Source organism: Virgifigura deserti (genome assembly GCA_003576685.1).
GTDB classification, from domain to species: Bacteria; Pseudomonadota; Alphaproteobacteria; order Dongiales; family Dongiaceae; genus Virgifigura; species Virgifigura deserti.
Map to the genome: position 1 here is coordinate 198,617 of QOZR01000007.1, position 25,811 is coordinate 224,427.

Sequence of the window (25,811 nt, forward strand, 5' to 3'; positions counted from 1 at the left end):
GTGAAATCTCGCGAACGGAGGCCAAGGGCGGCCGGCGGCTCGGCCGCGGCCTGTAGGTAGCACCGGATTGTTTGACTACTGTTTAACGCGTCCCGCCGCCCGCAGAGCCGCGACGCCGGGCAGTTCGCGGCCTTCCAGCCATTCGAGGAAGGCGCCACCGGCCGTCGAGACATAGGAAAAGTCATCGATGACGCCGGCATGGGCCAGGGCCGCGACGGTGTCGCCGCCGCCCGCGACGCTCAACAACCGGCCCGCCTTGGTCAGCCGTGCCGCGGCTTCGGCTGCCGTGACCGTGCCGACGTCGAAGGGCGGCACTTCGAACGCGCCCAAGGGCCCGTTCCAGACCAGCGTGCGACAAGATTCCAGCCGCCCGACGATATCCGCCACGGTTGCTGGCCCGACATCGAGAATCATCCGGTCGGCCGGCACGGCGTCGATCGGCACGACCGCGCTGTCCACGCCCGCCTTGAACTCGGCCGCGACCACCGCGTCGCGTGGCAGCAGGACCTCGCAGCCCTGCCGCTTCGCCTTGTCCAGAATGTCGCGCGCGGTGTCCGCCATCTCGCGCTCGGCCAGCGAGCGGCCGATTTCCGTGCCCATGGCGTGGAGAAAGGTATTCGCCATGCCGCCGCCGATCACCAGAAGCTGGACGCGCCGCAGCAGATTGCCGAGCAGCTCCAGCTTGGTGGAAACCTTGGCGCCGCCGACCAGCGCCGCAACCGGGCGCTCCGGCGTCTCCAGCGCCCGGGACAGATGCTCGAGCTCGGCCTGCATCAGCCGCCCGGCGGCGGACGGCAAGAGGCGAGCGAGCGCCTCGGTGGAGGCATGGGCGCGATGCGCCGCGGAGAACGCGTCGTTGACATAGATGTCGCCCAGCGCCGCAAGCTGCCGGGCGAACGCCTCGTCGTTCTCCTCCTCGCCCTTGTGAAAGCGCAGATTCTCCAACAGGGCGACGTCGCCATTGCCCAGCTGGCCGACGACCGTCTCGGCTTCAGGCCCCACGCAATCCTCGGCGAACATTACCGCCCGCCTGCCCAGCGCGGCGCTCAGCGGCGCCACCACCGGCCGAAGCGACATCTCGGCCACCCGCTGACCCTTCGGCCGGCCGAAATGGGAGAGAACCACCACGCGCGCGCCCCGGTCGGCCAGTTCTGCCAGGGTCGCCGCCGTCCGGTCGATGCGCGTCGTATCGGTGACGCGACCGTCCTTGACCGGCACGTTCAGGTCGCTGCGCACCAGCACGCGCTTGCCGGCGACATCGAGGTCATCGAGCGTGTTGAAACGAGTCATCGGCAAGTCCTGTTTTCTGTTGACGCGTCCGGGAGGCCGATCATTCACAGCGTTGCCTGATTTGCAATCCTTCCGTCCGTGAGGTCCGTCGCTTGGCCTCTCGTCGAACTCTTGACATCATTCCTCGGCATTATCAGCCTCTAAATACCGTCTTCCGCGAGAGGAATCGGATGGTCACAGCACTCGAACGCACCGCCTATCAGCTGTCGCAGAGCGTTCGGCTCGGCTGGTATTCGGTCCAGTCGGCGCTCGCCTCCCGCCTGTCCGAACGAGTCCGGGCGCCGGCTGCGCTCCGGGCGGCAATGCCGAGCGTCGCAACCCTTTCCGAGGATCGGCGAAGGCTGATGCGTCGCGATCTCGAGAATATCGAGGCAGGTTATTATCGCCTGCCCCATGACCTGGTCGACAATCCGGCCGCCGTCCTGCGCCAAACGGTCCTATACTTCTCCGATCTTCGGGCCGTCAATCAACGGATCCGGCGCGGGGTGGCGGCGGAGGTCCGCGCGCCGGACCTCGAGCACTATCCGGACTATTACCGCCGCAGCTTTCATCATCAGACCGATGGCTATCTGAGCCGACGGTCGGCCGAACTCTACGACTATCAGGTCGAGGTCCTCTTCGGCGGCGCCGCCGATGCGATGCGGCGGCAGGCGCTGGTGCCGCTCCATCACTTCCTCCGCGGGAAACGCATCGCGGATCAGCATCTCGCCGATATCGGCTGCGGCACCGGACAGTTCCTCACCTTCGTGAAGGACAACTATCCGCGCCTGCCCGTCACCGCGCTCGACATCAGCCCGTTCTACCTCGACGAGGCGCGGCGCCGTTTGCGCCATTGGTCACGCGTGACCTTCGTCGAGGCGGCGGCGGAGACGATGAGCCTTCCGGAGGCGAGCGTCGACATCGCGACCTGCATCTATCTATTCCACGAACTGCCGACGGAGATGCAGGACAAGGTCGCCGCGAGGATGGCCCGCATCCTGAAGCCGGGCGGTATGCTGATCTTCATCGATTCGCTGCAGCTCGGTGACCGAGCGGACTATGACGCGCTCCTGGAATATTTCCCCATGGCGTTCCACGAGCCCTACTATGCTGATTATCTCCGTCGCGATCTGGGTCGCGTGTTCGAAGGAACAGGTCTTATGCTCGAGCAGATCAATCTCGCCTATTTGTCACGCATCACGGTCCTGCGCAAACCGGGAACACCGGCCGACCAGAGGCGTTAGCTATCGAACACGGGCGGACTGGCGTCCCAAGGAAAGGGCAAAGGCTTGAAACGATTTTCCTGTCGCGCGACCGCGGCAAGTGCGGGCTGCGCCGCGTTCCTTTGGATTTCGACCGGCTTCGCCGCAGTTCCGACCGACGATGAGTTTATCGCCGGTTACGTCGCCGCCATCCTCGAGCGCGAGTTCGGCCTCACCGACACAGCCATCGCGATCGAGAACGGCGCGGTGACGATCACGACGGAGCGTCTCGGCCGCCACAACCCGCATCAGTTGGAGACCGCGCTGTCGACCGTTCCCGGAGTGACGGCCGTCGAGATCATCGAAGGTGCGCCCGGTGAAGCGGTCCCACCCACGTCGGCCGCCGAGCAGGGTGACGCCGAGACGCCGACCGTTGTGACAGCCGCCACGGCGACGGAGCCCGAGTCCTCGCAGATCCTGCCCCGCGGCACGCTGTTCGAGCCGCTGCAGGCCGCACCGCGCTGGCCGCATTTCTCGGCCGCTTATCAATATGCCAACAATGATCAGGTCGCCGAGCATTTCGGCGCCGTCAGCTTCGGCGAGACCCTGTCACTTGTTCGCGGCGGAGCACTGGACGGAAAATTGGAGCTCGCCTTTCAGGCCGGGGTCTTCGCCACCTTCGATCTGGACAGCGAGAGCCAAGACCTGATCAATGCCGATTACGTGGTCGGCATCCCCCTCGTCTACCGCCGCGGCGATTTCTCGAGCTTTCTGCGCGTCTACCATCAGAGCTCGCATCTCGGCGACGAGTTCCTGCTGCGCGACGACGTCGACGAGGAGGATCGGATCAATCTGAGCTTCGAGGCGGTGGAGCTTCTCTTGTCCTACGACATCGATCCGCGCTGGCGGATCTATGGCGGCGGCGGCTATCTCTTTCATCGGCAACCTGACACACTCGAGCCCGGCATGGCCCAGGCCGGGCTCGAATATGAAAGCGACGAGGTCTATTGGGACGTGTTCCGGCCGGTGGCCGCGCTCGACCTGCAGTCCTGGGAGGACGACGACTGGTCCCCGGCCGTTTCCCTGCGCGCCGGCTTCCAGATCGGCGATCCCGGCATTCTGGGACAACAGCTCGAGGTGACGGCCGAGTATTACAACGGCCGAAACCCGAACGGACAGTTCTTCACCCGCGACATCGAGTATTACGGGATCGGCCTGCATCTGTATTTCAACTGATGCCGAGCCGGGGTTACTCGGCGCCGGGGTGGAAGACCTCGTTCGGGTAGGGATACCACCAGCCCTGGATCGCCGGCTGGTGATCGATGATCGCCATCTTCGATTGACGGAAGGCGTTCAGCCCCTGACGGCCCAACTCGCGCCCCATGCCTGACAGCTTGCGCCCGCCGAAGGGCAGGGCGTCGTTGTCGATCAGCGGGTTGTTGACCCAGACCATGCCGGCCTCGAGCTCCTCCACCGCGCGCATCGCCTCGTCGAGCCGCGTCGTGAAGACCGAAGCGCCGAGGCCGAAGCGGGAGCGGTTGGCGAGCCCGAGCGCCTCGTCGAAGCTCTGCACCTGGCAGATCGGCGCCACCGGCCCGAAGCATTCAGTGTTCATGATCTCCATCTCCGGCGTGACGCCGGTGAGGATCGTCGGCTCGTAGAACCAGCCGGTGTTGCGGTCGGGCGGCACGCGCCCGCCGCATTCCACCTTCGCCCCGGCCGCTACCGCCTGATCGACCAGCGCCATCACCTTGTCGCGGGCCGCGCGGCTGACCAGCGGGCCGATCTCTGTCCTGTCCAGGCCGTTGCCGATCCGCAGCGCCCGGGTGCGGCGGACGAAGGCCTCGAGGAAGGCGTCATGGATCCCGTCCTGGACGAACAACCGCTCGGCCGAGGTGCAGATCTGGCCCGAGAGATGGAAGGCGGCCGTGACCGCGCCGGCGGCGGCGACCTCGACCGGCGCCGAATCGGTGACGATCAACGGATCGTTGCCGCCGGCCTCGATGATGCAGGGTTTGAGCTGCCGGCCGCAGGCGGCGGCGACCTTCCGCCCGGTCTCGACGCCGCCGGTGAAGGCGACGACATGCGTGCCGGGCGAGTCGATCAGCGCCTCGGCAACCGCCGCCTGGCCAGGCAGACAAGAGACGAGCCCCGGCGGCAGCGCCGCGAAATGCTCCATGAATTTGAGCGTCGAGAGAGTCGTCGCCGGCGCCGGCTTGGCGATCACCGCATTGCCCGCCGCGAGCGAGGCAGCAGCCGTCCAGGCGAACAGCAGGATCGGGAAGTTAAAGGGCATGATGTGGACGCTGACGCCATAGGGCTCATAGCGGGCGAACTGGAAAGAGCCGGTCTGCGTCGTGCCGGCGATGTGACCGGCCTCGTCGCGCGCCATCTCGGCGCAATAGCGGAAGACCGGCGCGACGTTGGCGAGCTCGCCCACCGCCTCGGCGTAGGGTTTGCCCATTTCCCGCGTCATCAGCTCGGCCACCTCGCGGGTCAGGCTCCCCTCGATCGAGTCGGCGACCCGGTGCAGCAGCCCGGCACGCGATTTCGCGTCGAGCCGACCCCATTCGCGCTGCGCCGCATTCGCCCGCTCGACAACGCGCTCGACCTCGGCCGCCGCACAGTCGGCGGTCACACCGACCTTCTCCAGCGTCGCCGGATCGAGAACATCGGTGCGGGCGCCGCCGGTCGCGACGAAGGCATTGTCGGTGAAGAGCTGCGCGGCGAAGGGATCGAATACGGTCATGGGAGCCGGCCTCAGCGAATCATATAGACCTTGCGCACCGTCTCATGCACGCGGCAGGTGCCCTTCCAGTCCTTCGGGAAGAAGGCGATAGTGTCGGGCTCGATCTCGATCACCTCGCCCGACTCATGGGTATAGGTGCAGCGGCCTTCCAGGAAGTGGCAGAACTCGTCGCGGGTGACGTGACAGTTCCAGTAGCCGGGCGTGCAGACCCAGATGCCGCTTTCCGACTCGCCGTTCGGCCCCTTGTGCAGCAGCACGCCGGAGGTCATCGACCGACCCTCGATCATGGTCGGCACCGCTCCCCAATCGGTGAGGTCGGCAACGGCTTTCGGCTTCCGCAGAACGGGTGTCATTCGATATGCCTCCTTCCGGGTCATCATAGAAAAACAGGAGGCACAGAGAAGAGGGGATCGGTCCCTCTGGTCTCTGTGCCTCCGTGGTTCAGAAGCGATTATCGCAGCATATGGCCGTTGCGGGTTGTCCCCGCAACGGCGTAGCAGCCGGATCAGCCGGTCGCGGCACCCCGGGCGGACGCGATGTCGGCGATAATCCTGGCGGCTTTCTGCGCGCCCTTGGCCGCCTGCATGTTGCGGCTGACCTGAGCCAATCGCGCATGCATCGCGCTATCATTCAACAGCCGCTCGATCGCCCCCGCCAGCTCCGTGTCGGTCCAGCGATAGCGCGGTAGTTGCGCGCCATAGCCGGTGTCCTGGATGCGCGCGGCGTTGTCGAGCCCGTCCCAGCAGAACGGCATGATCAGTGCCGGCTTGCCGAAATATAGCGCCTCATTGAAGCTGTTGTTGCCCCCGTGATGGATGAACAGATCGACATGCGGGAGCACCGCCGGCTGCGGGAACCAGGATTCGAGACGCATATTGTCGGGAACATAGCTGTACTCGTTCCTGTAGTCGCCGACATTCATCAGGAACCTGTAGGGCAGGTTCGCGAACAGCGCGATCATCCGCTTATAGAGATCGACGTCGGCGGCGCCGAGACTGCCGTAGCTGACATAGATCAGCGGCTTGTCGTCGTTCTTGGCGAAGTGCGGCACCTCGTAGCTGCCTTCGTCGCGGACGCAGCCCTCGAGATACTGGAACTGCTTCGGGTCGAGCGGATGACGGCGCTTGAACTGCAGCTCCTTCGGATAGAGCAGCAGATTCATATAGGGCGATGCCTCGAAGAACTGGCCGAGCGGATAGGGCTCGTGCCCGACCTTGGCGAGGAAGTCGTTGAAGCGCTCGTGGGTCGGCCTGATCAGCCGCAGGAACTCGTCCTCGAAAGCCTTGAAGCACTCCCTGTCGTTCTCGTGACAGCCGGAGAGATGCGGCGGAATGTCGGGATCGGGGATCTCGTTCTCGGAGCAGGAGATGATCCGGACCCAGGGCTTGCCGGTCCGCTTGATCGCCGGGAACAGGATCACATTGTCGACGCAGACGATGTCGGGCCGGATCTCCGCGAGATGCGCCTTCAGGCCCTCCTCGGCGAGCATCGCGCTCTCGACGATCGCCTCCCAGACCGGCACGACATAGGTCGGCAGCTGCTCGATCGGCGACAGGCGGAAATGCGGCAGATGGCCGGCGATGAAGGTGGCCCAGAACTTCGCTACTTCCTCGTCCGACATGCCGCCGGACATATCAACGAGATATTCCGGGAAGCCGTACTTCTCGAACACGCCCTTGAAGCCCTTGTCGCAGACGAACACGGGCTTGTGGCCCATGTCGCGCAACGCCTGGGCGATACCGACACAGTTCAGCGCCGGCCCGAACGCCGCTTCCGGGAACAGAACGACGGTCTTGGAAACGGAACCGGCCTTGGTGGTCGAACGCTTCGGCGCCGTCTTGCGAACCGGAGCCTTACGCGTCACTGCCTTGCGAGCCGGGGCCTTGCGGACCGAAGTCTTGCGAACCGGGGCCCGGCGCGCCGCAGTCTTCTTCGTCGTTGTCTTCCGCGTCACAGTTTTTCGCGCCACGGTCTTGCGTGCCGCGGACTTGCGCGCTGGAGCCTTACGCACCGCCGTCTTACGCGCCGGAGCTTTGCGCGCCGCAGTCTTGCGTGCTGGTGCCTTGCGGGTCGCAGCCTTGCGCGCTGGGGCCTTGCGAGTCGCAGTCTTGCGGGTCGGAGCCTTGCGCGCTGGGGCCTTGCGGGCCGAGGTCTTGGCGCGAGTCTTCGCCGCGCTCTTCGATTTCAGCTTCGCTTTCGCCTTCGCGGCGCTGGTCGCCTTCGTTTGCGCCTTTGCCTTGGGCAGCGACTTGGCGCGGCTCTTCGGCGCAGCCTTCTTCTTGGCGGTCGTGCGTGACTTGGCCTTGGGTGCGACCCGGCTCTTGCTCTTCGCCGCAGTCTTGGTTTTGGTTGCCGCCTTACGCTTCGGGGCCGTCTTCTTGACGGCTGCTTTCCGCGCTGCCGCGGTCTTCGCCTTGAGGGCGGTCTTGCGCTTGGCCGTCGACTTGGTTGCCACCTTCTTGCCCGCCGTCTTGCGCTTGGTCTTCGCCGCAGTCTTCTTGCGTGCCGTCGCCATGATTAAGCTCCCCCTACTCTGGTGTCCAACAACTGATCCAGTTCGAGATATGTCGCTTCAGTCTTCGACTTCGTTATACCTGCTTTCCTAATTCTTCTTTACTATCGCCGCAGTCATCCCGGATCGCGATAGAGTTTTGACTGCGGACTGTCGCCGGGTCCATGGCAGGATCCGCCTAGACGAGGAGGATCCGGGAGTCGTTCGGTGGCCAGTCGCACCGGACTGCCGCGCCCTCGACAAGGTCGTCGGCGATGTGGCTGCCGCTGCCGAGCCGGGCGACGAGCGGTGCGGGCTGGCCCGGCAGCCCGATATGGACGATCAGGTCCTGCCCGAGATAGGCGACGCCGACGACCGTGCCCGACAGGGCATTCTGCCCAGCCGCGCCAGCCGGCGCGACCGAAAGCCGGACGCGCTCGGGCCGGACCGCCAGCGTCACCGGCCCGCCGACCGCGGCACCGTCGAGATCTTCGGTCTCGGCCCATAGCCTGCCCAGCCCGTCGACCTCGATCTCGGCCCTGCCGCCGGCAAGGGCCGCAAGACGCCCTTCGAAGAAGTTCATCACGCCGATGAAATCGGCGACGAAGCGGCTGGCCGGCCGTTCATAGAGCGCGCGCGGGCTGCCGAGCTGCGCGATCTTGCCCGCCTCCAGCAGCGCGATGCGATCGGCCATGGCCAGCGCCTCCTCCTGATCGTGGGTGACGACCAGGAAGGTGATGCCGGTGTCGTGCTGAAGCCGCTTCAGCTCGAGCTGCATCTGCCCGCGGAGCTTCTTGTCGAGGGCGGCGAGCGGCTCGTCGAGCAGCAGCAGGCGCGGCCGCTTGATCAGCGCCCGGGCGAGCGCGACCCGCTGACGCTGCCCGCCCGAGAGCAGATGCGGACGGCGGCGGCCGAACTCTTCGAGCCGCACCATGGCGAGCGCCTCGTCGACCCGCTGCTTCAGCGCGGCGCCGCGGACGCCCTCCATCTCCAGGCCGTAGGCGATGTTGTCGTAGACCGAGAGATGCGGGAACAGGGCATAGGACTGGAACATCATATTGATCGGCCGCCGGTTCGGCCGCACGGCCGTGATGTCGCGACCGTCGAGCAGGATGCGCCCCACATCCGGCTGTTCGAACCCGGCGATCATCCGCAGGAGCGTCGTCTTGCCGCAGCCCGAGGGGCCGAGCAGGGCGAAGAACTCGTTCTCGCGGATATCGAGCGACAGGACATCGACGGCGGTCACCGGACCGAACCGCTTGGTCGCTCCGGCGATCTCGACCAGCGTCTTTGCGCCGGCGGTCACGGCGTCACGCCCCGGTTCAGCCGCTGCGACAGGAGGATCAGCAGAAAGCTGAACCCGAGCACGAAGGTGGCGACGGCGTTGATCTCCGGCGTCACGCCGAAGCGGATCATCGCATAGATCTGCATCGGAAAGGTCGTCGAGGCGCTGCCCGCGCCGGAGGTGAAATAGGCGATGATGAACTCGTCGACCGAAAGGGTGAAGGCAAGCAGCGCGCCGGCGAGCACGCCGGGGAAGATCACCGGCAGGGTGATGCGACGGAAGGTCCGGAACTCGCTCGCCCCCAGATCGATCGATGCCTCGATGATCGATTTGTCGAAATGCCGCAGCCGGGTGCGCACTACGGCGCAGACGAAGGCGATGTTGAAGACCGCATGCGACAGGATGATCGAATGCAGGCCGAGCGTGACGTTCAGCAGCGTGAAGAACGACAGCAGCGCGATCGCCAGCACGATGTCGGGAATGATCATCGGCACGAAGACGATCCCTTCCAGCAATGCACTTGGCCGCAGCCGGTCGATTCCGAGCGCGAGCAGCGTGCCGATGCTGGTGGCGATCAGCGTCGAAACCGACGCCACGATCAGCGTATTGCCGACCGAGGAGAGGATCGCCTGATTGCGCAGCATCCTGCCATACCACTCCAGCGAGAACCCCGTCCAGGCCGTGGGCAGGCCGCTCTTGTTGAAGGACAGCACGATCAGCACCAGGATCGGCCCGTAGAGGAACAGATAGACGAGCCCGAGATGGCCAGCGAGGAGGCGGCGCTCGATAGGATGCCTCATGCGCGCGCCCTTTCCCCCTGCGCACGGTTGACGGCCCAGGCCTGGGCGAACAGCAGCAGCATCATGAGTCCGATCAGCAGGAAGGCGAGGCTGGCGCCGAACGGCCAGTCCCGCGCGCTGAGGAACTGGTCGTAGATCAGATTGCCGACCATCACCGTGCGGCCGCCGCCGAGCAGGTCCGGCGTGATGAAATTGCCGATGCTGAGCACGAAGACGAACACCGAGCCGGCGGCAATTCCCGGCAGCGTCAGGGGCAGCGTGACGCGGAGGAAGGTCCGCCAGCCCGGCGCGCCGAGATCGGCCGAGGCCTCGCGGATCTCCGGATTGAGCCGCGAGATCGAGCTATAGAGGGCCAGCACCATGAAGGGCAGATAGCCGTAGAGCAGCCCGGTGACGATCGCGAACTCGTTGTAGAGCAGGGGCAGCGGCGTTTCGATCAGGCCGATGTCCACAAGCGCACGGTTGATCAACCCCTCCCGGTTCAGTAGCACGATCCAGGCATAGGTGCGGATCAGATAGTTGCTCCAGAACGGCAGCATCACGAGGATCAGCAGCGGCACCTGCCGGTGCCGCGGGCCAGTCGCGATCAGATAGGCGGCGGGATAGCCGACCAACAGCGCGAGCGCCGTCGTGAGCGCGGCGATCTTGGCCGAGTTCAGGAAGATCGACAGATAGAGCGGATCGAAGGCGCGCGCGTAGTTCTCGAGCGTGAAGACGTAGTCGATGCCGCCATAGATGCCGCGCAGGAAGAAACTGTAGGCGAAGATCACGCCGCAGGGCACGACGAGAAAGAGCGCGAGCCATCCCAGACCCGGCCCGAGCAGCACGAGGCGCTGAACGAGTTCGCCGGTTTTTGTCATGGGGTAAAACTACCACAGAGGCACAGAGACACAGAGATTTGGAAGATCAACTCTGCTCCTTCTCTGTGCCTCTGTGGTTCAAGACGTCAGGCTCTTACTGCGCCGCCGTGATCTCCGTCACCGCACGGGTATAGTCGCGCTGCGCCCGGCCGAGGTCGCGGAGCTGTTCCTTCTGCATCAGCTCCTTCGGAGTCATGCCCAGATTCGGGTAGGTCTCGACCAGGCTGGGATCGAGGCTTTCCATCGCCGCCTCGTTCGGCACCTTGTAGAGAATGTTCTCCGCCACCCAGGCGTGGATCTCCGGCTGCAGGATGTAGTTGATGAAGGCGTGCGCCGCGTCCTTGTTCTCCGAGGCCGCGGTGATGACCATCGTGTCGACCCACATGTCGCTGCCTTCCTCGGGCACGACGAACTTGATCGCCGGGTTCTCGGCGATTCCATAGTTGCACCAGCCGTCCCAGGCATGGACGAGGCTGGCCTCGCCGGACACGAGCTTCGAATAGAAGGTGGTGTCGTCATAGGCGAGCAGGCTGTGCTTCGCCTCGATCAGCAGCTCCTTCGCCGCGGCGATCTCGTCCGGATCGGTGCTGTTGACCGAATAGCCCAGCGCCTTCAGCCCAGCGGCCATCAGCCAGCGATCGGTCGCCAGCATCGTGACCTTGCCCTTGAGATTGTCCGAGGGCTTCAGCAGATCCATCCAGCTATCCGGCTCCTCCTCGACGAGGTCGCTACGGTAGCAGAGCCCGGTCGTGCCCCAGGCATAGGGCACCGAATGCTGGTTGTCCGGGTCATATTCGAGATTTCGCGCCTCCGGATAGAGATTCTCCAGATTGGGAATCTTGCCGTGGTCCAGTTCGGCGATCAGCTCGAGGTTGGCGAGCGCCTCGACGAAGGGACTGGAGACGAACAGCACATCATAGCCCCTGCCGCCGCCGGCTGTGACTTTGCCCATCACCTCCTCGTTGGTTGCGTGCACCGACAGCTCGGCCTCGATACCCGTGTCCTCCGTGAACCTCTCCAAGAGATCCGGGGGCATGTAGCCGTCCCAGTTGGAGATCACGATCTTCTCGGCCGCCGCGACCGGCGTTCCTTGCAAGGTCAGGGTCAGGGCCAAAGCCGCCGCCCCGATCGCCGCAGAAAACCTGAACGCTCCCTTCGCCATTGCCTTCTCCTTCTTGGCCGGCCGACGCAGCCCCGCCGGCGATCCCTAGAGTAAACTCGTGGGCAAACTGAAGATTCGGGCGGAAATCTTTCGTCCCTGTCCCATAACAATCCTCTGGCGTGGGCTCGGTGGTCAACAGCGTTTTCCATGACGGCGCGCTTCCCCGAGGCCCTGCATACGGGCCGCGCGTGCGATGCTAGACTGTGACGGCAAGAGGGGGGACGCCTTGCCTGTATATGATGATTCGCGGCAGCGGCGATGATCGGCCGACTCGACTGGATCGTGCCGGGCCTGTTGCTGCTTCTGGCCCTGCTGCTGCGGGTGAACGAGCCGGCACTCGTCGAGCAGCTCCGCAATCTCGTGTTCGACAGCTATCAGCGGCTGGCGCCCCGGGCCTATGAGCCGCAGCCGGTGCGAATCGTCGACATCGACGAGGAAAGCCTGAAGCGGCTGGGCCAATGGCCGTGGCCGCGCGACCGGCTGGCCCGCCTCGTCGACCGGCTGGGCGAGATGGACGCCGCGGCCGTGGTGCTCGATATCCTTCTGGCGGAGCCGGACCGGCTTGCGCCCGAGAACCTAGCCGCGCTGTGGCCGGACCGCCCGGAGTTCGCGCCGCTGCAGGCCGAGATCGCCGCCCTGCCGGACCCCGACGCGGCCCTCGCCGACAGCCTGGCCCGAACCCCCGCGGTCACGGCCTTCGTCCTGATCGATCGGCCAAGCGGTGCCCGGGCCGATGGCCGAACGCCCGCGATCAAGGCCGGTTTCTCCCATGCCGGCGATGATCCGCGGCTGTTCGCCCCCCGCTTCACCGACGCGACGGTGGCGCTGCCTTCATTGGAGGCGGCGGCCCGGGGCAATGGCAGCGTCAACGCGATACCCGATGCCGACGGCACGATCCGCCGCGTCCCGCTGCTGGTGCGGCTCGGCGATCGACTCTATCCGAGCCTCGCCGCCGAGGCGCTGCGCGTTGCCCAGGGTGCCGGCAGCTACATGATCAAGGCGTCGGGCGCCAGCGGCGAGAGGAGCTTCGGCGAGGCGACCGGGATCACCCATCTGCGGATCGGCGCGGCGGTCGTGCCGACCGACGCGCGAGGCCGGATCCTGCTCTATGATTCGGGCAGCGTCGCGGCGCGCTTCCTGCCGGCCTGGCGCGTGCTGGAGCCCGATTTCGATCCCGCCGCCGTGGCCGGCCGGATTGCGCTGATCGGAACCAGCGCCGAGGGCTTGAAGGACGTCAGGACGACGCCGCTCGATCCGGTGATGGCCGGTGTCGAGGTGCATGCGCAGATCCTCGAGCAGATGTTGAGCGGCGTATATCTGCAGCGCCCGGACTGGGCGACAGGTGCCGAGCTTCTCCACCTTACGTTGTTCGGGATTGTCCTGATCGTCTTCATCCGCCGCGTCGGCGCGCTGTTGTCCGCGCTGGTCGCCGCCTCGGCGATCGTGATCGCGGTCTCGCTCTCCTGGGCCGCCTTCGCGCGGCATGGCTGGCTGCTCGACCCCCTGTTCGCCAGCCTCGTGGCCCTGCTGGTCTATCTCTCCGGCTCGCTGCTCGGCTATCTCCGGACGGAGCGGGAGAAGTGGCAGGTCCGCGGTGCCTTCGGCCGCTATCTCTCGCCGGTTCTGGTCGAGGAGCTGACCCGCCATCCGGAGCGGCTGACGCTGGGCGGCGAGATGCGCGAGCTGACGCTGATGTTCTGCGACATCCGCGGCTTCACCAACATCGCCGAAGGACTCGACCCGCAGGCGCTGACCCGGCTGATCAACGGCTTCCTGACGCCGATGACCGGGGTGATCCAGGACAAGGGTGGCACCATCGACAAATATATCGGCGACTGCATCATGGCGTTCTGGAACGCGCCGCTGACCGATGCCGACCATGCCCGCAGCGCGATCCGCGCCGCGCTCGCGATGCGCGCGGAACTCCAGCGGCTGAACGAGCTGTGGGATGCCGAGGCGATGCGTGAAGGCCGTGCGCCGCGGCGCATCGCGATCGGCATCGGGATCAACACGGGCTTCTGCTGCGTCGGGAATATGGGCTCCGAGCAGCGCTTCGACTATTCGGTGCTGGGCGACGCCGTCAACGTCGCCTCGCGGCTGGAAAGCCTGTCGGGGACTTACGGCGTCGATCTCGTGATCGGCGAGCGGACAGCGGAGCAAGTGCCGGAAATGGCGCTGATCGAGATCGACCAAGTGCGGGTGAAGGGCCGCGCCACGCCGATCGCGATCTACACCGCGCTGGGCGATGCCGACCTGCGCGACAGCGAGCTGTTCCGGGAACTGGCGGGCGCCCATGGTGCGATGCTGGCCGCCTATCGACGGCAGGACTGGCCCGAAGCCGCCCGGGCGCTGACCGCCTGTCGCGCCCTTGGCGAGATTCTGGCGCCGCTCTACGAACTTTACGAACGGCGCATTGCCGCCTTCTCGGCAACGCCGCCGACGAAGGAATGGGACGGCGTGTTCGCTCCGACCACGAAGACGGGATAGGAGTGCCTCAGCGCCGGTGCGGCGCGGCGAGCCGCTTCGCGAACACCACCTTGCCGTCATCCGGGGCGTAGAAATCTTCGAACAGCGCCGCCTCGCGATAGCCCATGCGCGTATAGAAAGCCCGCGTCGGCGCATATTGCGGCCGTGACGAGGTTTCGACATAGAGCTGGCCGCCGCCCAGATCCGTAATCGCCGCCTCGACTGCGCCGATCAGCAGCCGGCCGACACCGCCGCGCCGATGCCCGGCCTCGACGACGATCCAGTAGAGATCGTAGCTGGCGCGGGTGAGGGCGATCGGGCCATAGCAGGCATAGCCGACCACCCGCCCGGCCCGCTCAGCGAAGAGGAAGTGATAGCCGCTGGCCGGGCCCTGGGCGAGATGCGCCTCGACCAGCTCGACGGCGACCTCCACCTCCTCCGCCGAGAAGAAGCCGGTCCCCAGAACCAGCGACCGCACTGCTTCCACATCGGGGGCGGTCACCGCATCACGCAACGAGAGTCCCTCTCCCGCAAGGGGAGAGGGAGGTTCGTCATGGTGCCGCCAACGCAATGCCCGCCTCCGTCGTCTTGCTGTGCCGCTTCGCCGGCGCAGTCGTGACGGGCACCGCCATATCGGCGAGAATCCGGCGGATCGTCGCGGTCAGATCGAGCCCGGCGCGGGCCGCGGCCGCCGCGAACCCGGCATCCGGCGAGATGCAGGGGTTGACGTTCACCTCCAGCACCCACGGGCGCCCGTCGGCGTCGACACGGCAATCGACCCGCGCATAGCCACGCAGCCCGAACAGATGCCAGCAGGCCTTCGCGATCGCCTCCAGCCGCCGAAGGAGTGCGGCGTCGGCGGCGGGGAAGTCGAAGGAGCGGACCGTATTGTGATAGGCGAAGCTCGCCGGGTCCCATTTGGCGGCATAATCGATGATGCGCGGCTTGTTCGGCGGAAAGCCGACGAAGCGCATCTCGGCCGGCGGCAGCAGCTCGACCCCGCCAGGGCCCGCCAGCAAAGCGAGGTTGAACTCGCGCCCGTCGATGAAGCGCTCGGCGAACCAGTCACCGCCGAACCGGCGACGGCGGCGACGCATCAGCGGCGACAACTTGCGGGAATCGGCCACGACCGAGTCGGTGTCGAGCCCGATCGAGGCGTGCTGCCACACCGACTTGACGATGTAGGGACCGCGGAACAGCGGCGACGCATCCTGCGGGACGCCGTCCGTCCAGGCCGGCGTGTCGATGCCGGCCGCGGCAAGCTGGCGCTTGGCCACCAGCTTGTTCGATGTAAGGAACACCGCCTCCGTCCCCGAACCGGTATAGGGCAGGCCCAACGAATCGAGCAGGGCCGGCGCCAGATGGAGCAGTCGGTCCTGCCCGTCGATCGATTCGACGAGATTGAAGACGAAGGACGGTCGCAGATCGAGCAGCCGCCGGCGCGCCGCCTCGAGATCGAGCGAGAGCGGCACGGCGACGGGTACATAGCCGAGGCCGACCAGTGCCTGCCGAACCGCCTCGATCTCGACCAGGACGTCCTGTTCGTCGGCGGCGGCATCCGCGGCGACCGCGCCATAGAGCAGGGCGACCTTGGGGGAGCGGCGGCCTTTCATCGGAATGATCATCGGCCCTACTCCGCCGCCACCGGAACGCCCGACGCGGCGCCCAGCCTCAGTCCACAGCGCCGAAACGCCGAATCGAGAATCCGACCGATCAGCGCTTCATAGGGAATACCGGCAAGACGGCACATGATCGGCAGGTCGGAATGCTGCGGATGCAGGCCGGCGAGCGGGTTGACCTCGAGGAAGTGTGGCCGGCCCATCGCATCCGATCGGATGTCGATGCGCCCGCCATCGCGGCAGCCGAGCGCCCGCCACGCCGCGAGGGCCACGCGCGCCGCCTCCTGCGCTTCCGGATCGTCGGCGAGGTGGTAGCGGACGCGCTGATCGCATTCCTCCTTGTTCACGTAGGAATAGACCCCGGCCTCGGCCTCGGCCGTCAGCACCACCTCCATCGTGGCGACCGGCGCCGCGGCGGTGCCGGTGCCGGTGATCCCGATCGTGAATTCGCGGCCCGGCAGGAAGGTCTCGACCAGCACCGGCTGGCGGTAGCGGGCGAGAAGCTGTCGGCAGACCTTGCGCAATGCCGCAATCGAGGTGACGCGCGAGGTCGGCAGCACACCCTTCCCCGTGCCTTCCGCCACCGGCTTCGTGAACAGCGGAAAGGGCAGGTCGATGGCGGCGATGTCGGCCATCTCCTCGATTACGACGAAGGGCGCGGTCGGCACGCCCTTATCCCGGACGACATGCTTGGTCATGCCCTTATGCAGTGTCAGCGCCATGACCAACGGGTCGGAGAAGCAGTAGGGTACGCCATAGGCGTCGAGCAGCGCCGGAACCTGCGCCTCGCGGCCGATGCCGTGAAGGCCCTCGGCGATGTTGAAAACGAAGTCCCAGCGCTCGCCGGCGGCCAGCCGGGCGGCGAGCTGCTGAACCGTTCCGATCCGGTCGGCTGAGAGCCCGTAATGACCAAGCGCTCCCTCGATCCCTTCGATCGTCGCGATGCTGTCGAACTCCGCCGTCTCCTCGACGCCGTAGCCGGCCGCCAGATAATGGTCACGGAGATCATAGGTCAGGCCGACGCGCATGATCCGTCCCCCTCGCCCACGGACTTGCCGGCGTCCTGCGATGCCGCTGGATCCGCTTTGCCGAGGCCGACCTGTCCACCCGGATCGCGGTAGCGGTAGAGGCCGTTCTCGAAATTGGTCAGCAGCAGGTCGTCACCCTCGCGCCCGACGACGTAATCGGGGATCAGCGGGATCTTGCCGCCCCCGCCGGGCGCGTCGATCACATAGGTCGGCACGGCATAGCCGGTCGTGTGGCCGCGCAGCGCCCGGATGATCTCCAGCCCCTTCTCGACCGGCGTCCGGAAATGCTCCGAGCCGGTGATCGGATCGCATTGATAGAGGTAATAGGGCTTCACCCGGCTCATCAGCAGGCCGTGCATCAGCTTCTTCATCACGACGGCATCGTCGTTGATGCCCTTCAGCAGAACCGTCTGGCTGCCGAGCGGAATGCCGGCGTCGGCGAGGCGGGCGCAGGCTTCCTTGGTCTCCGGCGTCAGATCGTCGGGATGGGTGAAATGGATGCTCATCCACAGCGGGTGGTAGCGCCGCAACATGGTAACCAGGCTGCGGGTGACGCGCTGCGGCACGACCACCGGCACCTTGGTGCCGATGCGCAGGAACTCGACATGCTTGATGGCCCGCAGGCGCGCCAGAAGCCATTCCAGCTTCTCGTCGGCCAGGGTCAGCGGATCGCCGCCGGACAGCAGCACGTCGCGGATCTCGGGATGCGCCTCGATATAGGCGATCGCCCGCTCCCATTGCGGCATGCTGAAGCTGTACTCGCCGCCGGCCTCGCCGACCATGCGCGAGCGCGTGCAATAGCGGCAATAGGTCGAGCAGAAGCCGGTCGTCAGGAACAGCACCCGGTCTGGATAGCGATGAACGAGACCCGGAACCGCGGCGTCATGATCCTCGCCGAGCGGATCGTCGGCCTCGCCGGGCGAGCGGACATATTCCCCGCCGACGGGAATGTGGGTGCGGCGGATGGGATGGCTCGGATCGTCCCGGTCGAACAGGCTGAGATAATGGGGCGTGATGCCCACCGGCAGCGAACCGGTATGGCGCCGGATCGCGCTCTCCTCGTCCGCCGACAGGTTGATGATGCGGGACAGCGTGGCCAAGTCCTTGACCCGATTTCGGATCTGCCACCGCCAGTCGCTCCAATCGGCGGCCGAGGCGGCGGGGAAGAACCTCTTTCGGAAGAGCTGGCTGCGCGGGCTGATGGGAAACCGCTCGCGGGCGGTGCGTTGCCCCGGATTCTGCCCGGTGTGCTGCTTGAGTGTAGGCGCAAAAAAAGGCGGCTTCGCCGCCAGCTGGTCTTCGATCTTTTCGGAAATCGCAATGGACAGTGAGCCCTGTTTCGCGATCACGCTACTTGGAGGCTCGGCATCTTCCGCAGCGAAGCGATTTTCCATTCTTGAAGGCTCCTAGTAGTCCGTTCGCCCGCCTGGTTCCAGAATCGGGTGAATCGGCCCACCAAACCAAACGGTTTGCGGTTCGATTCGGCCCCCGAATGGGCATCATTCGTTGGCATCGAACCACGAGGCGACGGGCAGATAACTTGCTCGGTGGGGCCGCTGCCCGCCGGCTTGTTTCCCGGCCCCAACATTGAACGCACTTATTCCCAATTCAGTAGAATGTCCAGTACTCATGAAAAATTTATTGAGGGAGGCTCTTGGTAGGTATTTGGCGCGGACTCCGCCTCCTCTTTGCGGGAAAGGGCCGGGAAAAGGTGGGCCGCGGCGGCGAAGAGCAGCGCGCGGCCGGCAAGCCGCCGACATCACCAGCAGATGCCGAGACAGCATGGGCCGGCAGCTCTAACAGGTCTGTGAGGCCGGCTGCCGCATTCGAGGGCATCGAAACATGCAGGATGTCCAACGCGACGAAAGCATTTAGGTTGCATCCTTTCCACGATGCAGTGAATTAATGCACTGCCATCCCCGGTGCTGCTGGCCCCTTCGCCTGCAGCCTCTCGATCATCCGCAAGATTCGCTTTCATTCCCGCCTTGACGGCAGCTTGAGATGTGCTCTGATGGGTTGGGGGAACCTGTTGGCAACCGCGGAGGTACTGTCATGACAGCCCCGACGACGATTGAACACGCCCCCGTGCCGCTCGAGCGTGATGTGTTTCTGCGCAGCCTTATTCGCGAGCTGGCCGGCACGCTTGAGGATGTCGTCGGCTTGCGGGAGGCCGCCGGCTACATCAGCGTGGTCGGCAGCGCGATCGGCGAGCAGATCAACGCCGACTATAAGAGCGCACTCGGAACCGAGCGTCTTTCGCGCGCGCAAGTCGCACGGGTTCTGGTCGATCTGAAACGGCGCATTCAGGGTGATTTCTTCATCATCGAGGAGACCGACGAGCGGATCGTCCTCGGCAACCGGACCTGCCCGTTCGCGGAGAAGGTCGTCGGCCGGCCGTCGATGTGCATGATGACGTCCAACGTCTTCGGCCAGATCGCGGCCGACAATCTGGGCTATGCCAAGGTGGAGCTCCAGGAGACGATCGCGCAGGGGCATTCCGGCTGCCGTGTCGTCGTGCATCTTCAGCCGGCTAGCGCCGCGGCGGAGGCAGAGGGGCGCGAGTATTTCCGCAAGGAGCCGGCGATTGGCGGGGCTTGACTTTCACGCCTTTGCCCATGCCGATCCAACACCGATTCTTCTCGTTCGCACGGATGGCCTGATCCTGGCCGCCAATCCCGCGGCGTGCCAGGCGCTGCCGGGCGTTCGGCGCGACGGTGGAGGACAGCTGGCCGATGTCGTCAACGATCCGCCGGAGACAGTCGGCCACTATCTGGCACGCTGCTCGACCACGCGCGAAGGCCTTCTGGGCGCATTCACGCTCAAGGCGCCGGACGGACCGTTCCGGCGGCTTCGGTGCGATGGCGCGGTGGCGGAGCCAGCCTCCGAGGGCAGGCCGGCGGTCATCATTCTGCGCTGCCGTGACATCCAGGCGGCGCACGAGAAGTTCGTGACTCTCACGCAGAAAATCGCCGAGCAGCATGCCGAGATCCATCTGCGCGCGACGATCCAGGAGCGTTTGGAAGCGGCGCTGACGGAGAAGGAGATCCTGCTCCGGGAGGTGCATCACCGGGTCAAGAACAACCTGCAGGTAGTCGCCGGCCTGTTCACGATGGCCGTCGCCCGGGAACCGGACGAGCGCATGCGGCGAAAGCTCGTCGAAGCCGGCAATCGCGTCGAGGCGATGGTGTCCGTTCAGCGGCTTTTATACCAAGCGGACAGCGTCGCGGCCTTGAATGCGGCCAATCTCCTGGCGGAGCTGTGTAAGAGCATTCATCAGTCCTATAGTTTGGCGAATATCGGCTTGGTCCTCGATGTGCCGCCCACGACCATCAGCCTGGAAGCGGCAACACCGCTGGGGCTGGTCGTGAACGAGCTTCTCTCCAACGCCTTCAAGCATGCCTTCCCGGACGGCCAGGCGGGCACCGTGCGCGTGAGGCTGACGCCGTCTCCAGACGGCCGGCTGGAGCTCCTGGTCAGCGACGATGGCCGCGGCATGGCGGCGAGCCCGCGGGGCATGGGGCTGACGCTAGTGGAGGGCTTGGCGATGCAATTGGACGGCGACCTCGAGACCGGTGGCAACCCAGGCACTTGGGTCCGGCTGATTTTCAAAGACACCGGTCGATCGGCGGCAACGAAGACGCGGAGAAGCGAATGAAGGGAACCGTGGCGGCACTTCCGGACCATTGGTCGTCGGCAGCGCCCCCCCGGCGCTTCATCACAACCGCCGAGCCCGACGAGCCATCACACCCGAAGGAAGGCACTTCGGTAGAGACGGGATCGTCCAAGCGACAGCGGATCTTGATCGTGGAGGACGAGGCCCTGGCGGCGCTTGCCGCGCGCGATCTGCTCCACGCCGCCGGTTATGAGGTCGTCGGCATCGCCGCCACCGCTGAGAAGGCGGTGCGAAAAGCCGAGGAGACCCGCCCCGATCTCGTCCTGATGGACATCCGGCTGGCCGGAAGCAGCGATGGCATCGCCGCTGCGATCGATATCCGGACCCGCCTGGACCTGCCGAGTCTCTTCGTGTCGGCGTATTCCGATCCTGGCGTGAAGACCCGCGCCGCAGCAGCTCATCCGGCCGGCTTCCTGGCGAAGCCATACCGGCCGGAAGAATTGCTCGGCGCCATCCGTAAAGCCCTCTGGTCGCAGAAAACCAGTTAGTCCGATCGAGGATGCCCGGGCTCTGTGATCCGAGAGAGCCGGATGATCTCCGACCCGGCAGGGCATTGGTGTAGCGGCCGCGTATCGCTTCAGGATATCGCCACCGGCAGTAAGCGCGAGCGGCTCAGCGGGTCGGGCCTCATCAGTCCTGACTATACGGCTGCCATTCGATCGCAGGGTGAATGGCGATATCGGTAGATGCCCAATCAACAGATGCTTCGTCCCACGAAATCGGCAATCATCCTCCATCCTCGCGCCGCCCGCCTTTCGGCCCGCGTCACATCCGGATCCGCCGATGACTGCCGTTCCGCCCGCCGCCCCCACCGCCACGGACGCGACCAGCGTCCGCGGCATCCTGTTGATGCTGACCGCCGGCCTGTCCTTCGTCCTGATGGACGCGACGGCGAAGCACCTCAGCCAGACCTATCCCGTCGTCCAGGTGGTCTGGGCACGCTATCTGTTCCACATGCTGACCCTGCCCTTGTTCTTCGGCGGGCTTCGGTGGGGGTCGGTCGTTCGAACGCCGCGGCTCGGCCTGCAGCTCCTGCGCTCGCTCCTGCTTCTAGGCTCGACCTTCTTCTTCTTTCTCGCCGTGAAGCATATCCCGCTCGCCACCGCGACGGCGATCGGGTTCGTCGGGCCGTTGTTGGTGACCGCGCTCTCGGTCCCGCTCCTCGGTGAGACAGTGGGGCCGCGTCGCTGGGCCGCGGTGGTAATCGGCTTCACCGGCGTCCTGGTCATCATCCGGCCAGGTCTCGGTGGCATGCCCGGCGGCATGCATTGGGCGATGGCCCTACCGCTGCTGGTGGCCGTCTGCTTCGCGCTGTACCAGATCAGCACACGGATCCTCAGCCGGACCGACGGCTGGATGACCACGCTGTTCTATTCCGCCTCGGTCGGGCTCGTGGTTATGACCGCGCTGGTGCCCTTCCACTGGCGGACCCCGGACCTGGAGGGCTGGGCGTGGATGGCGCTGATCGGACTGATCGGCGGATTTGGCCATCTGATGATGATCAAGGCCTTCGCCGCCGCGCCGGCCTCGACCCTGGCACCCTTCACCTATCTGCAGCTCGTCTGGTCCACCGCCATCGGGCTTTTGATCTTCGGCGATTTCCCCGATGGCTGGACCCTGGTCGGCGCCGCGATCATCGCCGCGAGCGGGCTTTACATCCTCTATCGCGAACGCCGGCTGCGCGGCCCGTCGGCCGTGGCGTGAGGCGCGGCGCCGATGGGCAGGCAGATGCCCGTGCGGGGCTGGCGCGGATATTTCGGCCGATGCTATTGTCGGACAATCGCAGCCGCGGCCGACATCGCCTCACCGCGGCGCATGACGAAGGAGTCGGAGGAGGATCTCAGATATGAATCTCGAGCAGGCGAAGTCCCTCGACAAGAAGGGCTGGCACCGCTACGCGGGCGAGCTGAAGCCGGAAACCCGGATGTTCATCGACGGCGAGTTCGTCGACGCCAAGAAGGGCCGGACCTTTAAGTCGATCAACCCGGCGACCGGCGAGGTGATCGCCGAGGTCGCCCGCGGCAACGGCGACGATGTCGACCGCGCGGTCAAGTCGGCGCGCAAGGCGTTCAAGAGCGGCGTCTGGTCGCGCATGGCGCCGCGCGACCGGATGGACATCCTTTACCGGTATGCCGAGCTGATCCGCGAGCATGCGGTCGAGTTCGCGCTGCTCGACACGCTGAACATGGGCAAGCCGATCTCGGACATGATCAACAGCGATATCCCGGGATCGGCGCTGACCTTCCAGTACTTCGCCGAGACCATCGACAAGATCGACGGCCAAGTGACGAACACCGCCGCGACCGAGTTCCACTACATCCTGCGCGAGCCGCTCGGCGTCGTCGGCTGCGTCGTGCCGTGGAACTATCCGTTGATGATGGCCGCCTGGAAGGTGGCGCCGGCGCTCGCGGCGGGCAACTGCGTCGTTCTGAAGCCGGCCGAGCAGTCACCCTTGAGCGCCAATGTAATGGCCCGGCTGTTCATCGAGGCGGGCGGCCCCGCCGGCGTCTTCAACGTCGTGCAGGGCTTGGGCGAGGAGGTCGGTAAGGCCTTGGCGCTGCATATGGACGTCGACAAGATCGCCTTCACCGGCTCGACCGAGGTCGGCAAGCTGATGATGGTCTATGCCGGCCAGTCGAACATGAAGCGGGTGACCACGGAATGTGGCGGCAAGACTCCGCAGATCGTGCTTGGCGATGTCGAGAACCTGGATACCGCCGTAGAATATGCAATCAACGGCATCTACGGAAACCAGGGCGAGGTCTGCAACGCCGGCTCGCGCCTGCTGGTCGACGTCAAGCTGCATGACGCGTTCGTCGAGCGGTTCAAGGAGAAGAGCAAGACCGCCTTCGTCCCCGGCGATCCGCTGGACCCGAAGACCAGCATGGGACCGCTGGTCACGAAGGAGCAGCAGAAGCGCGTGCTAGGCTATATCAGCGCCGGCAAGGAGGAAGGTGCGACGCTGGCTTTCGGCGGCGCCGTGCCGGAGGGCCTGGAAGCAGGCTGCTACGTCGCGCCGACGCTGTTCACCGGCGTGAACAACAAGATGAAGATCGCCCGCGAGGAAATCTTCGGCCCCGTGGCCGCGGTGCTCCCCTTCAAGGATCTGGCGCAGGCGGTCGAGATCGCCAACGACACGAGCTATGGCTTGGCGGCCAGCATCTGGACCAGCAACGTCAACATCGCCCACAAGGCCGCACGCGACATCGAGGCTGGGATCGTCTGGGTCAATTGCTTCGACCATGGCGACATGACGCAGCCCTGGGGCGGCTACAAGCAGTCGGGCCAGGGCCGCGACAAATGCTTCGAAACGATGCTGCACCACACCCAGACCAAGTCGGTCTGGATGCATATCGGGTAATCCCGGCGGCAGCCGACGCAAAAAGCAACGGCGGGGCCTGGAGAGGCCCCGCCGTTTCTCTTGGTCTCGTCCTTCGCCTTACAGGTAGAAGAACCAGTTGGCGACGAAGACGACGGTCGCGCCGGCAACGAGCGTGACGTAAGGCAGAATGCCCGCCTTCCTGCCGTCGCCGAGCACCCGCTTGCCGTCGACCCGCAGATCATCGAGCATTTCCGGCGGGAACTCGCCCTTGTCCTGAACATAATGGCGGAACAGGAAGACCGGGATGATCAGGGCGATAGCGATGATGCCGGACATCAGCGTGCCCGGACCCCAGACGTTCGCCCCCGCGCCCAACAGCGCCGCATTGACGAAGGAAAGGACGACACCGATTCCCATCAGCCAGTTCGGCGCCTTCCACGGCCGCTTGACGTCGCCATTGTCGATGCGGTGGATCCAGCCTGCGTTCAGGTTCAGGAAGTTGAACACGAGATAGCAGCAGTTGGAGACCGCCAGCACGAACAGATAGTCCGACATCATCAGCAGGATCAGGTTGAAGCTGAGGTCGGTCCACATCGCCCGGGTCGGGGCGCCGTGCTGGTTTGAGTGGGAGAGATAGCGCGGCAACCAGCCGTCGACCGATCCCTGATAGAGCGTTCGGGACGACCCGGCCATCGACGTCATGATCGCCAGCAGCAGCGCCAGGATCAGCATGATCACCAGCAGGTTCTGAATGAACGGGCCGCCGCCGACCATGCTCGCCATCGCCGCAGCGACGCCGGAGCCGTCGACGATACCCGGCTCGAGCATGCCGTCGACGCCGAGCGCACCCTGGAACGAGAACGGCACCACGGTATAGACGACGACGCAGAGAAGTCCGGCATAAAGGATCGCCTTGTAGGTGTCCGTCGCCGGGTTCTTGAACTCGCTGGTGTAGCAGATCGCGGTCTCGAACGCATAGGCCGACCAAGCGGCGATGAACAGGCCGCCGAGGAACAGCGTCCACCCGGCCCGATCCCATTCGCCGGGGATCACGTTGCCCGCACCGTCGAAGGCGATCGGCACGAAGGGCGTGAAATGCTCCGAGACGACCTCACCGGTGAGGATCGGCACGATGCCGACGATCAGCAGCGGAATGATGACCGCGAGCCCGATGATCGTCTGGATCTTCGCCGTTCGCAGAATGCCGTGATGCTGCGCCGCGAACACGGCGAGCAGCAGGACGGTGCCGAGAACGAAGGTCGAATTGATCCGGATCGTCAGGCCCTCCTTCAGGAAGCCGAGATCGGCGAGCGTGATCTGCCAAGTGTTGATCGCCGCATCCGGAGCGAAGAGCGCCGTCAGGATGTAGCCGGCGCCGAGTCCGGCGCCAATCGCCAGAACGGGTGTCCAGGCGAGCCAGTTGCACCATACCGACAGGGGCGCGATAATCCGGCTGTAGCGTACCCAGGCGGCCGCGCCATAGACGGAGGCGCCGCCCGATTTGCTAGGAAACAGCCCGGCGATCTCCGCATAGGTAAAGGCCTGGATAAAGCCGAAGCTGACGGAAATGACCCAGATCATCCACGATGGCGAGCCAATCGTGGCGGCAATGCCGCCGATCGAAAAGAGCACCAAGGCCGGCACGCCGCTCGCAACCCAGAAGGCGTGCTTCCATCCAATCGTCCGGTGAAGCCCGGCGGACGCGGATGGTCCGGCCGCACTGTCGATTGTCGTTGTCATAGGTTCTCCCCGAAACTTATCGTTGAAAGAAAAAGAGCCGCCCAATCCGGTGAGGGACGGGGCGGCTCCAGTTAATAGTGCTATTGGCAAAGAAATTGTGAGCGAACAGGGAACCGGGAAACAAGCTTCCGGAAGGCTGAGGCAA

21 protein-coding genes are annotated in these 25,811 nt (G+C 65.5%); 8 read left to right on the forward strand and 13 right to left on the reverse strand.

Annotated elements, in window-relative coordinates; all coding sequences use genetic code 11:
• Window positions 1-75: 75 nt before the first annotated feature.
• Window positions 76-1,290, reverse strand: coding sequence for a phosphoglycerate kinase (locus tag DT069_RS14035; RefSeq protein WP_119460930.1), 1,215 nt, complete (start codon window positions 1,288-1,290; stop codon window positions 76-78).
• A gap of 170 nt (window positions 1,291-1,460) precedes the next feature.
• Between DT069_RS14035 and DT069_RS14040 the strand changes: the two genes are divergently transcribed.
• Window positions 1,461-2,513 (forward strand): class I SAM-dependent methyltransferase, encoded by a 1,053-nt coding sequence (locus DT069_RS14040; RefSeq protein WP_119460931.1) that lies wholly within the window; start codon window positions 1,461-1,463, stop codon window positions 2,511-2,513.
• A gap of 45 nt (window positions 2,514-2,558) precedes the next feature.
• Window positions 2,559-3,707 carry a DUF1207 domain-containing protein gene (locus tag DT069_RS14045; protein WP_162913194.1) on the forward strand — a complete coding sequence of 383 codons (1,149 nt, stop codon included), beginning with the start codon at window positions 2,559-2,561 and terminating at the stop codon, window positions 3,705-3,707.
• 13 nt (window positions 3,708-3,720) lie between these two features.
• Here DT069_RS14045 and DT069_RS14050 read toward each other — a convergent pair whose 3' ends face one another.
• The 7 genes from DT069_RS14050 to DT069_RS14080 all read right to left on the reverse strand — a co-directional run bounded on the left by DT069_RS14050 (window position 3,721) and on the right by DT069_RS14080 (window position 11,818).
• Window positions 3,721-5,220: an aldehyde dehydrogenase family protein gene (locus DT069_RS14050; protein WP_119460933.1), complete on the reverse strand. Its 1,500-nt coding sequence runs from the start codon at window positions 5,218-5,220 to the stop codon at window positions 3,721-3,723.
• 11 nt (window positions 5,221-5,231) lie between these two features.
• A complete protein-coding gene (locus DT069_RS14055) occupies window positions 5,232-5,573 on the reverse strand; it encodes a cupin domain-containing protein (RefSeq protein ID WP_119461036.1) in 342 nt (113 codons plus the stop codon).
• Between the two features lie 152 nt (window positions 5,574-5,725).
• Window positions 5,726-7,735: a nucleotide disphospho-sugar-binding domain-containing protein gene (locus tag DT069_RS14060; protein WP_119460934.1), complete on the reverse strand. Its 2,010-nt coding sequence runs from the start codon at window positions 7,733-7,735 to the stop codon at window positions 5,726-5,728.
• Between the two features lie 175 nt (window positions 7,736-7,910).
• On the reverse strand, window positions 7,911-9,017 hold the full coding sequence (locus tag DT069_RS14065) for an ABC transporter ATP-binding protein (RefSeq protein ID WP_119460935.1): 1,107 nt from the start codon (window positions 9,015-9,017) through the stop codon (window positions 7,911-7,913).
• Window positions 9,014-9,796, reverse strand: a complete 783-nt coding sequence (locus DT069_RS14070) for an ABC transporter permease (RefSeq protein WP_119460936.1) — start codon at window positions 9,794-9,796, stop codon at window positions 9,014-9,016. The genes DT069_RS14065 and DT069_RS14070 overlap by 4 nt, the downstream gene beginning before the upstream one ends.
• Complete coding sequence (locus DT069_RS14075) at window positions 9,793-10,656, reverse strand: ABC transporter permease (protein WP_119460937.1); 864 nt, start codon at window positions 10,654-10,656, stop codon at window positions 9,793-9,795. Before DT069_RS14075 ends, DT069_RS14070 begins: the two co-directional genes overlap by 4 nt.
• Window positions 10,657-10,750: 94 nt before the next feature.
• The gene (locus tag DT069_RS14080; RefSeq protein ID WP_119460938.1) at window positions 10,751-11,818 is read right to left on the reverse strand and encodes a polyamine ABC transporter substrate-binding protein; all 1,068 of its coding nucleotides are present in this window, start codon (window positions 11,816-11,818) and stop codon (window positions 10,751-10,753) included.
• A gap of 258 nt (window positions 11,819-12,076) precedes the next feature.
• Here DT069_RS14080 and DT069_RS14085 point away from each other — a divergent pair, with 258 nt between their 5' ends.
• Window positions 12,077-14,305, forward strand: a complete 2,229-nt coding sequence (locus DT069_RS14085; protein WP_119460939.1) for a CHASE2 domain-containing protein — start codon at window positions 12,077-12,079, stop codon at window positions 14,303-14,305.
• A gap of 7 nt (window positions 14,306-14,312) precedes the next feature.
• Here DT069_RS14085 and DT069_RS14090 read toward each other — a convergent pair whose 3' ends face one another.
• From DT069_RS14090 to DT069_RS14105, 4 genes are read right to left on the reverse strand one after another with little or no spacing between them, the layout of a single operon-like run.
• Window positions 14,313-14,798, reverse strand: a complete 486-nt coding sequence (locus DT069_RS14090; RefSeq protein WP_119460940.1) for a GNAT family N-acetyltransferase — start codon at window positions 14,796-14,798, stop codon at window positions 14,313-14,315.
• Window positions 14,799-14,835: 37 nt separating this feature from the next.
• A complete protein-coding gene (locus DT069_RS14095) occupies window positions 14,836-15,909 on the reverse strand; it encodes a D-alanine--D-alanine ligase family protein (RefSeq protein WP_425450234.1) in 1,074 nt (357 codons plus the stop codon).
• A 5-nt stretch (window positions 15,910-15,914) separates the two neighbouring features.
• Window positions 15,915-16,931 carry a D-alanine--D-alanine ligase family protein gene (locus DT069_RS14100; RefSeq protein ID WP_119460941.1) on the reverse strand — a complete coding sequence of 339 codons (1,017 nt, stop codon included), beginning with the start codon at window positions 16,929-16,931 and terminating at the stop codon, window positions 15,915-15,917.
• Window positions 16,916-18,325: a KamA family radical SAM protein gene (locus DT069_RS14105; protein WP_119460942.1), complete on the reverse strand. Its 1,410-nt coding sequence runs from the start codon at window positions 18,323-18,325 to the stop codon at window positions 16,916-16,918. The genes DT069_RS14100 and DT069_RS14105 overlap by 16 nt, the downstream gene beginning before the upstream one ends.
• Before the next feature lie 658 nt (window positions 18,326-18,983).
• Between DT069_RS14105 and DT069_RS14110 the strand changes: the two genes are divergently transcribed.
• The 5 genes from DT069_RS14110 (at window position 18,984) to DT069_RS14130 (ending at window position 23,965) form a co-directional block, all read left to right on the forward strand.
• Complete coding sequence (locus DT069_RS14110; protein WP_119461038.1) at window positions 18,984-19,529, forward strand: methanogen output domain 1-containing protein; 546 nt, start codon at window positions 18,984-18,986, stop codon at window positions 19,527-19,529.
• Window positions 19,516-20,586, forward strand: a complete 1,071-nt coding sequence (locus DT069_RS14115; protein ID WP_162913195.1) for a histidine kinase dimerization/phosphoacceptor domain -containing protein — start codon at window positions 19,516-19,518, stop codon at window positions 20,584-20,586. Before DT069_RS14110 ends, DT069_RS14115 begins: the two co-directional genes overlap by 14 nt.
• A complete protein-coding gene (locus tag DT069_RS14120; RefSeq protein ID WP_119460944.1) occupies window positions 20,583-21,092 on the forward strand; it encodes a response regulator in 510 nt (169 codons plus the stop codon). The genes DT069_RS14115 and DT069_RS14120 overlap by 4 nt, the downstream gene beginning before the upstream one ends.
• 295 nt (window positions 21,093-21,387) lie before the next feature.
• The gene (locus DT069_RS14125; RefSeq protein ID WP_119460945.1) at window positions 21,388-22,308 is read left to right on the forward strand and encodes a DMT family transporter; all 921 of its coding nucleotides are present in this window, start codon (window positions 21,388-21,390) and stop codon (window positions 22,306-22,308) included.
• A gap of 142 nt (window positions 22,309-22,450) precedes the next feature.
• On the forward strand, window positions 22,451-23,965 hold the full coding sequence (locus DT069_RS14130) for an aldehyde dehydrogenase (protein ID WP_119460946.1): 1,515 nt from the start codon (window positions 22,451-22,453) through the stop codon (window positions 23,963-23,965).
• A gap of 78 nt (window positions 23,966-24,043) precedes the next feature.
• On the opposite strand, the gene DT069_RS14135 is transcribed toward DT069_RS14130, so the two are convergent.
• Window positions 24,044-25,666, reverse strand: a complete 1,623-nt coding sequence (locus DT069_RS14135) for a trimethylamine N-oxide permease (protein WP_119460947.1) — start codon at window positions 25,664-25,666, stop codon at window positions 24,044-24,046.
• Between the last annotated feature and the right edge of the window lie 145 nt (window positions 25,667-25,811).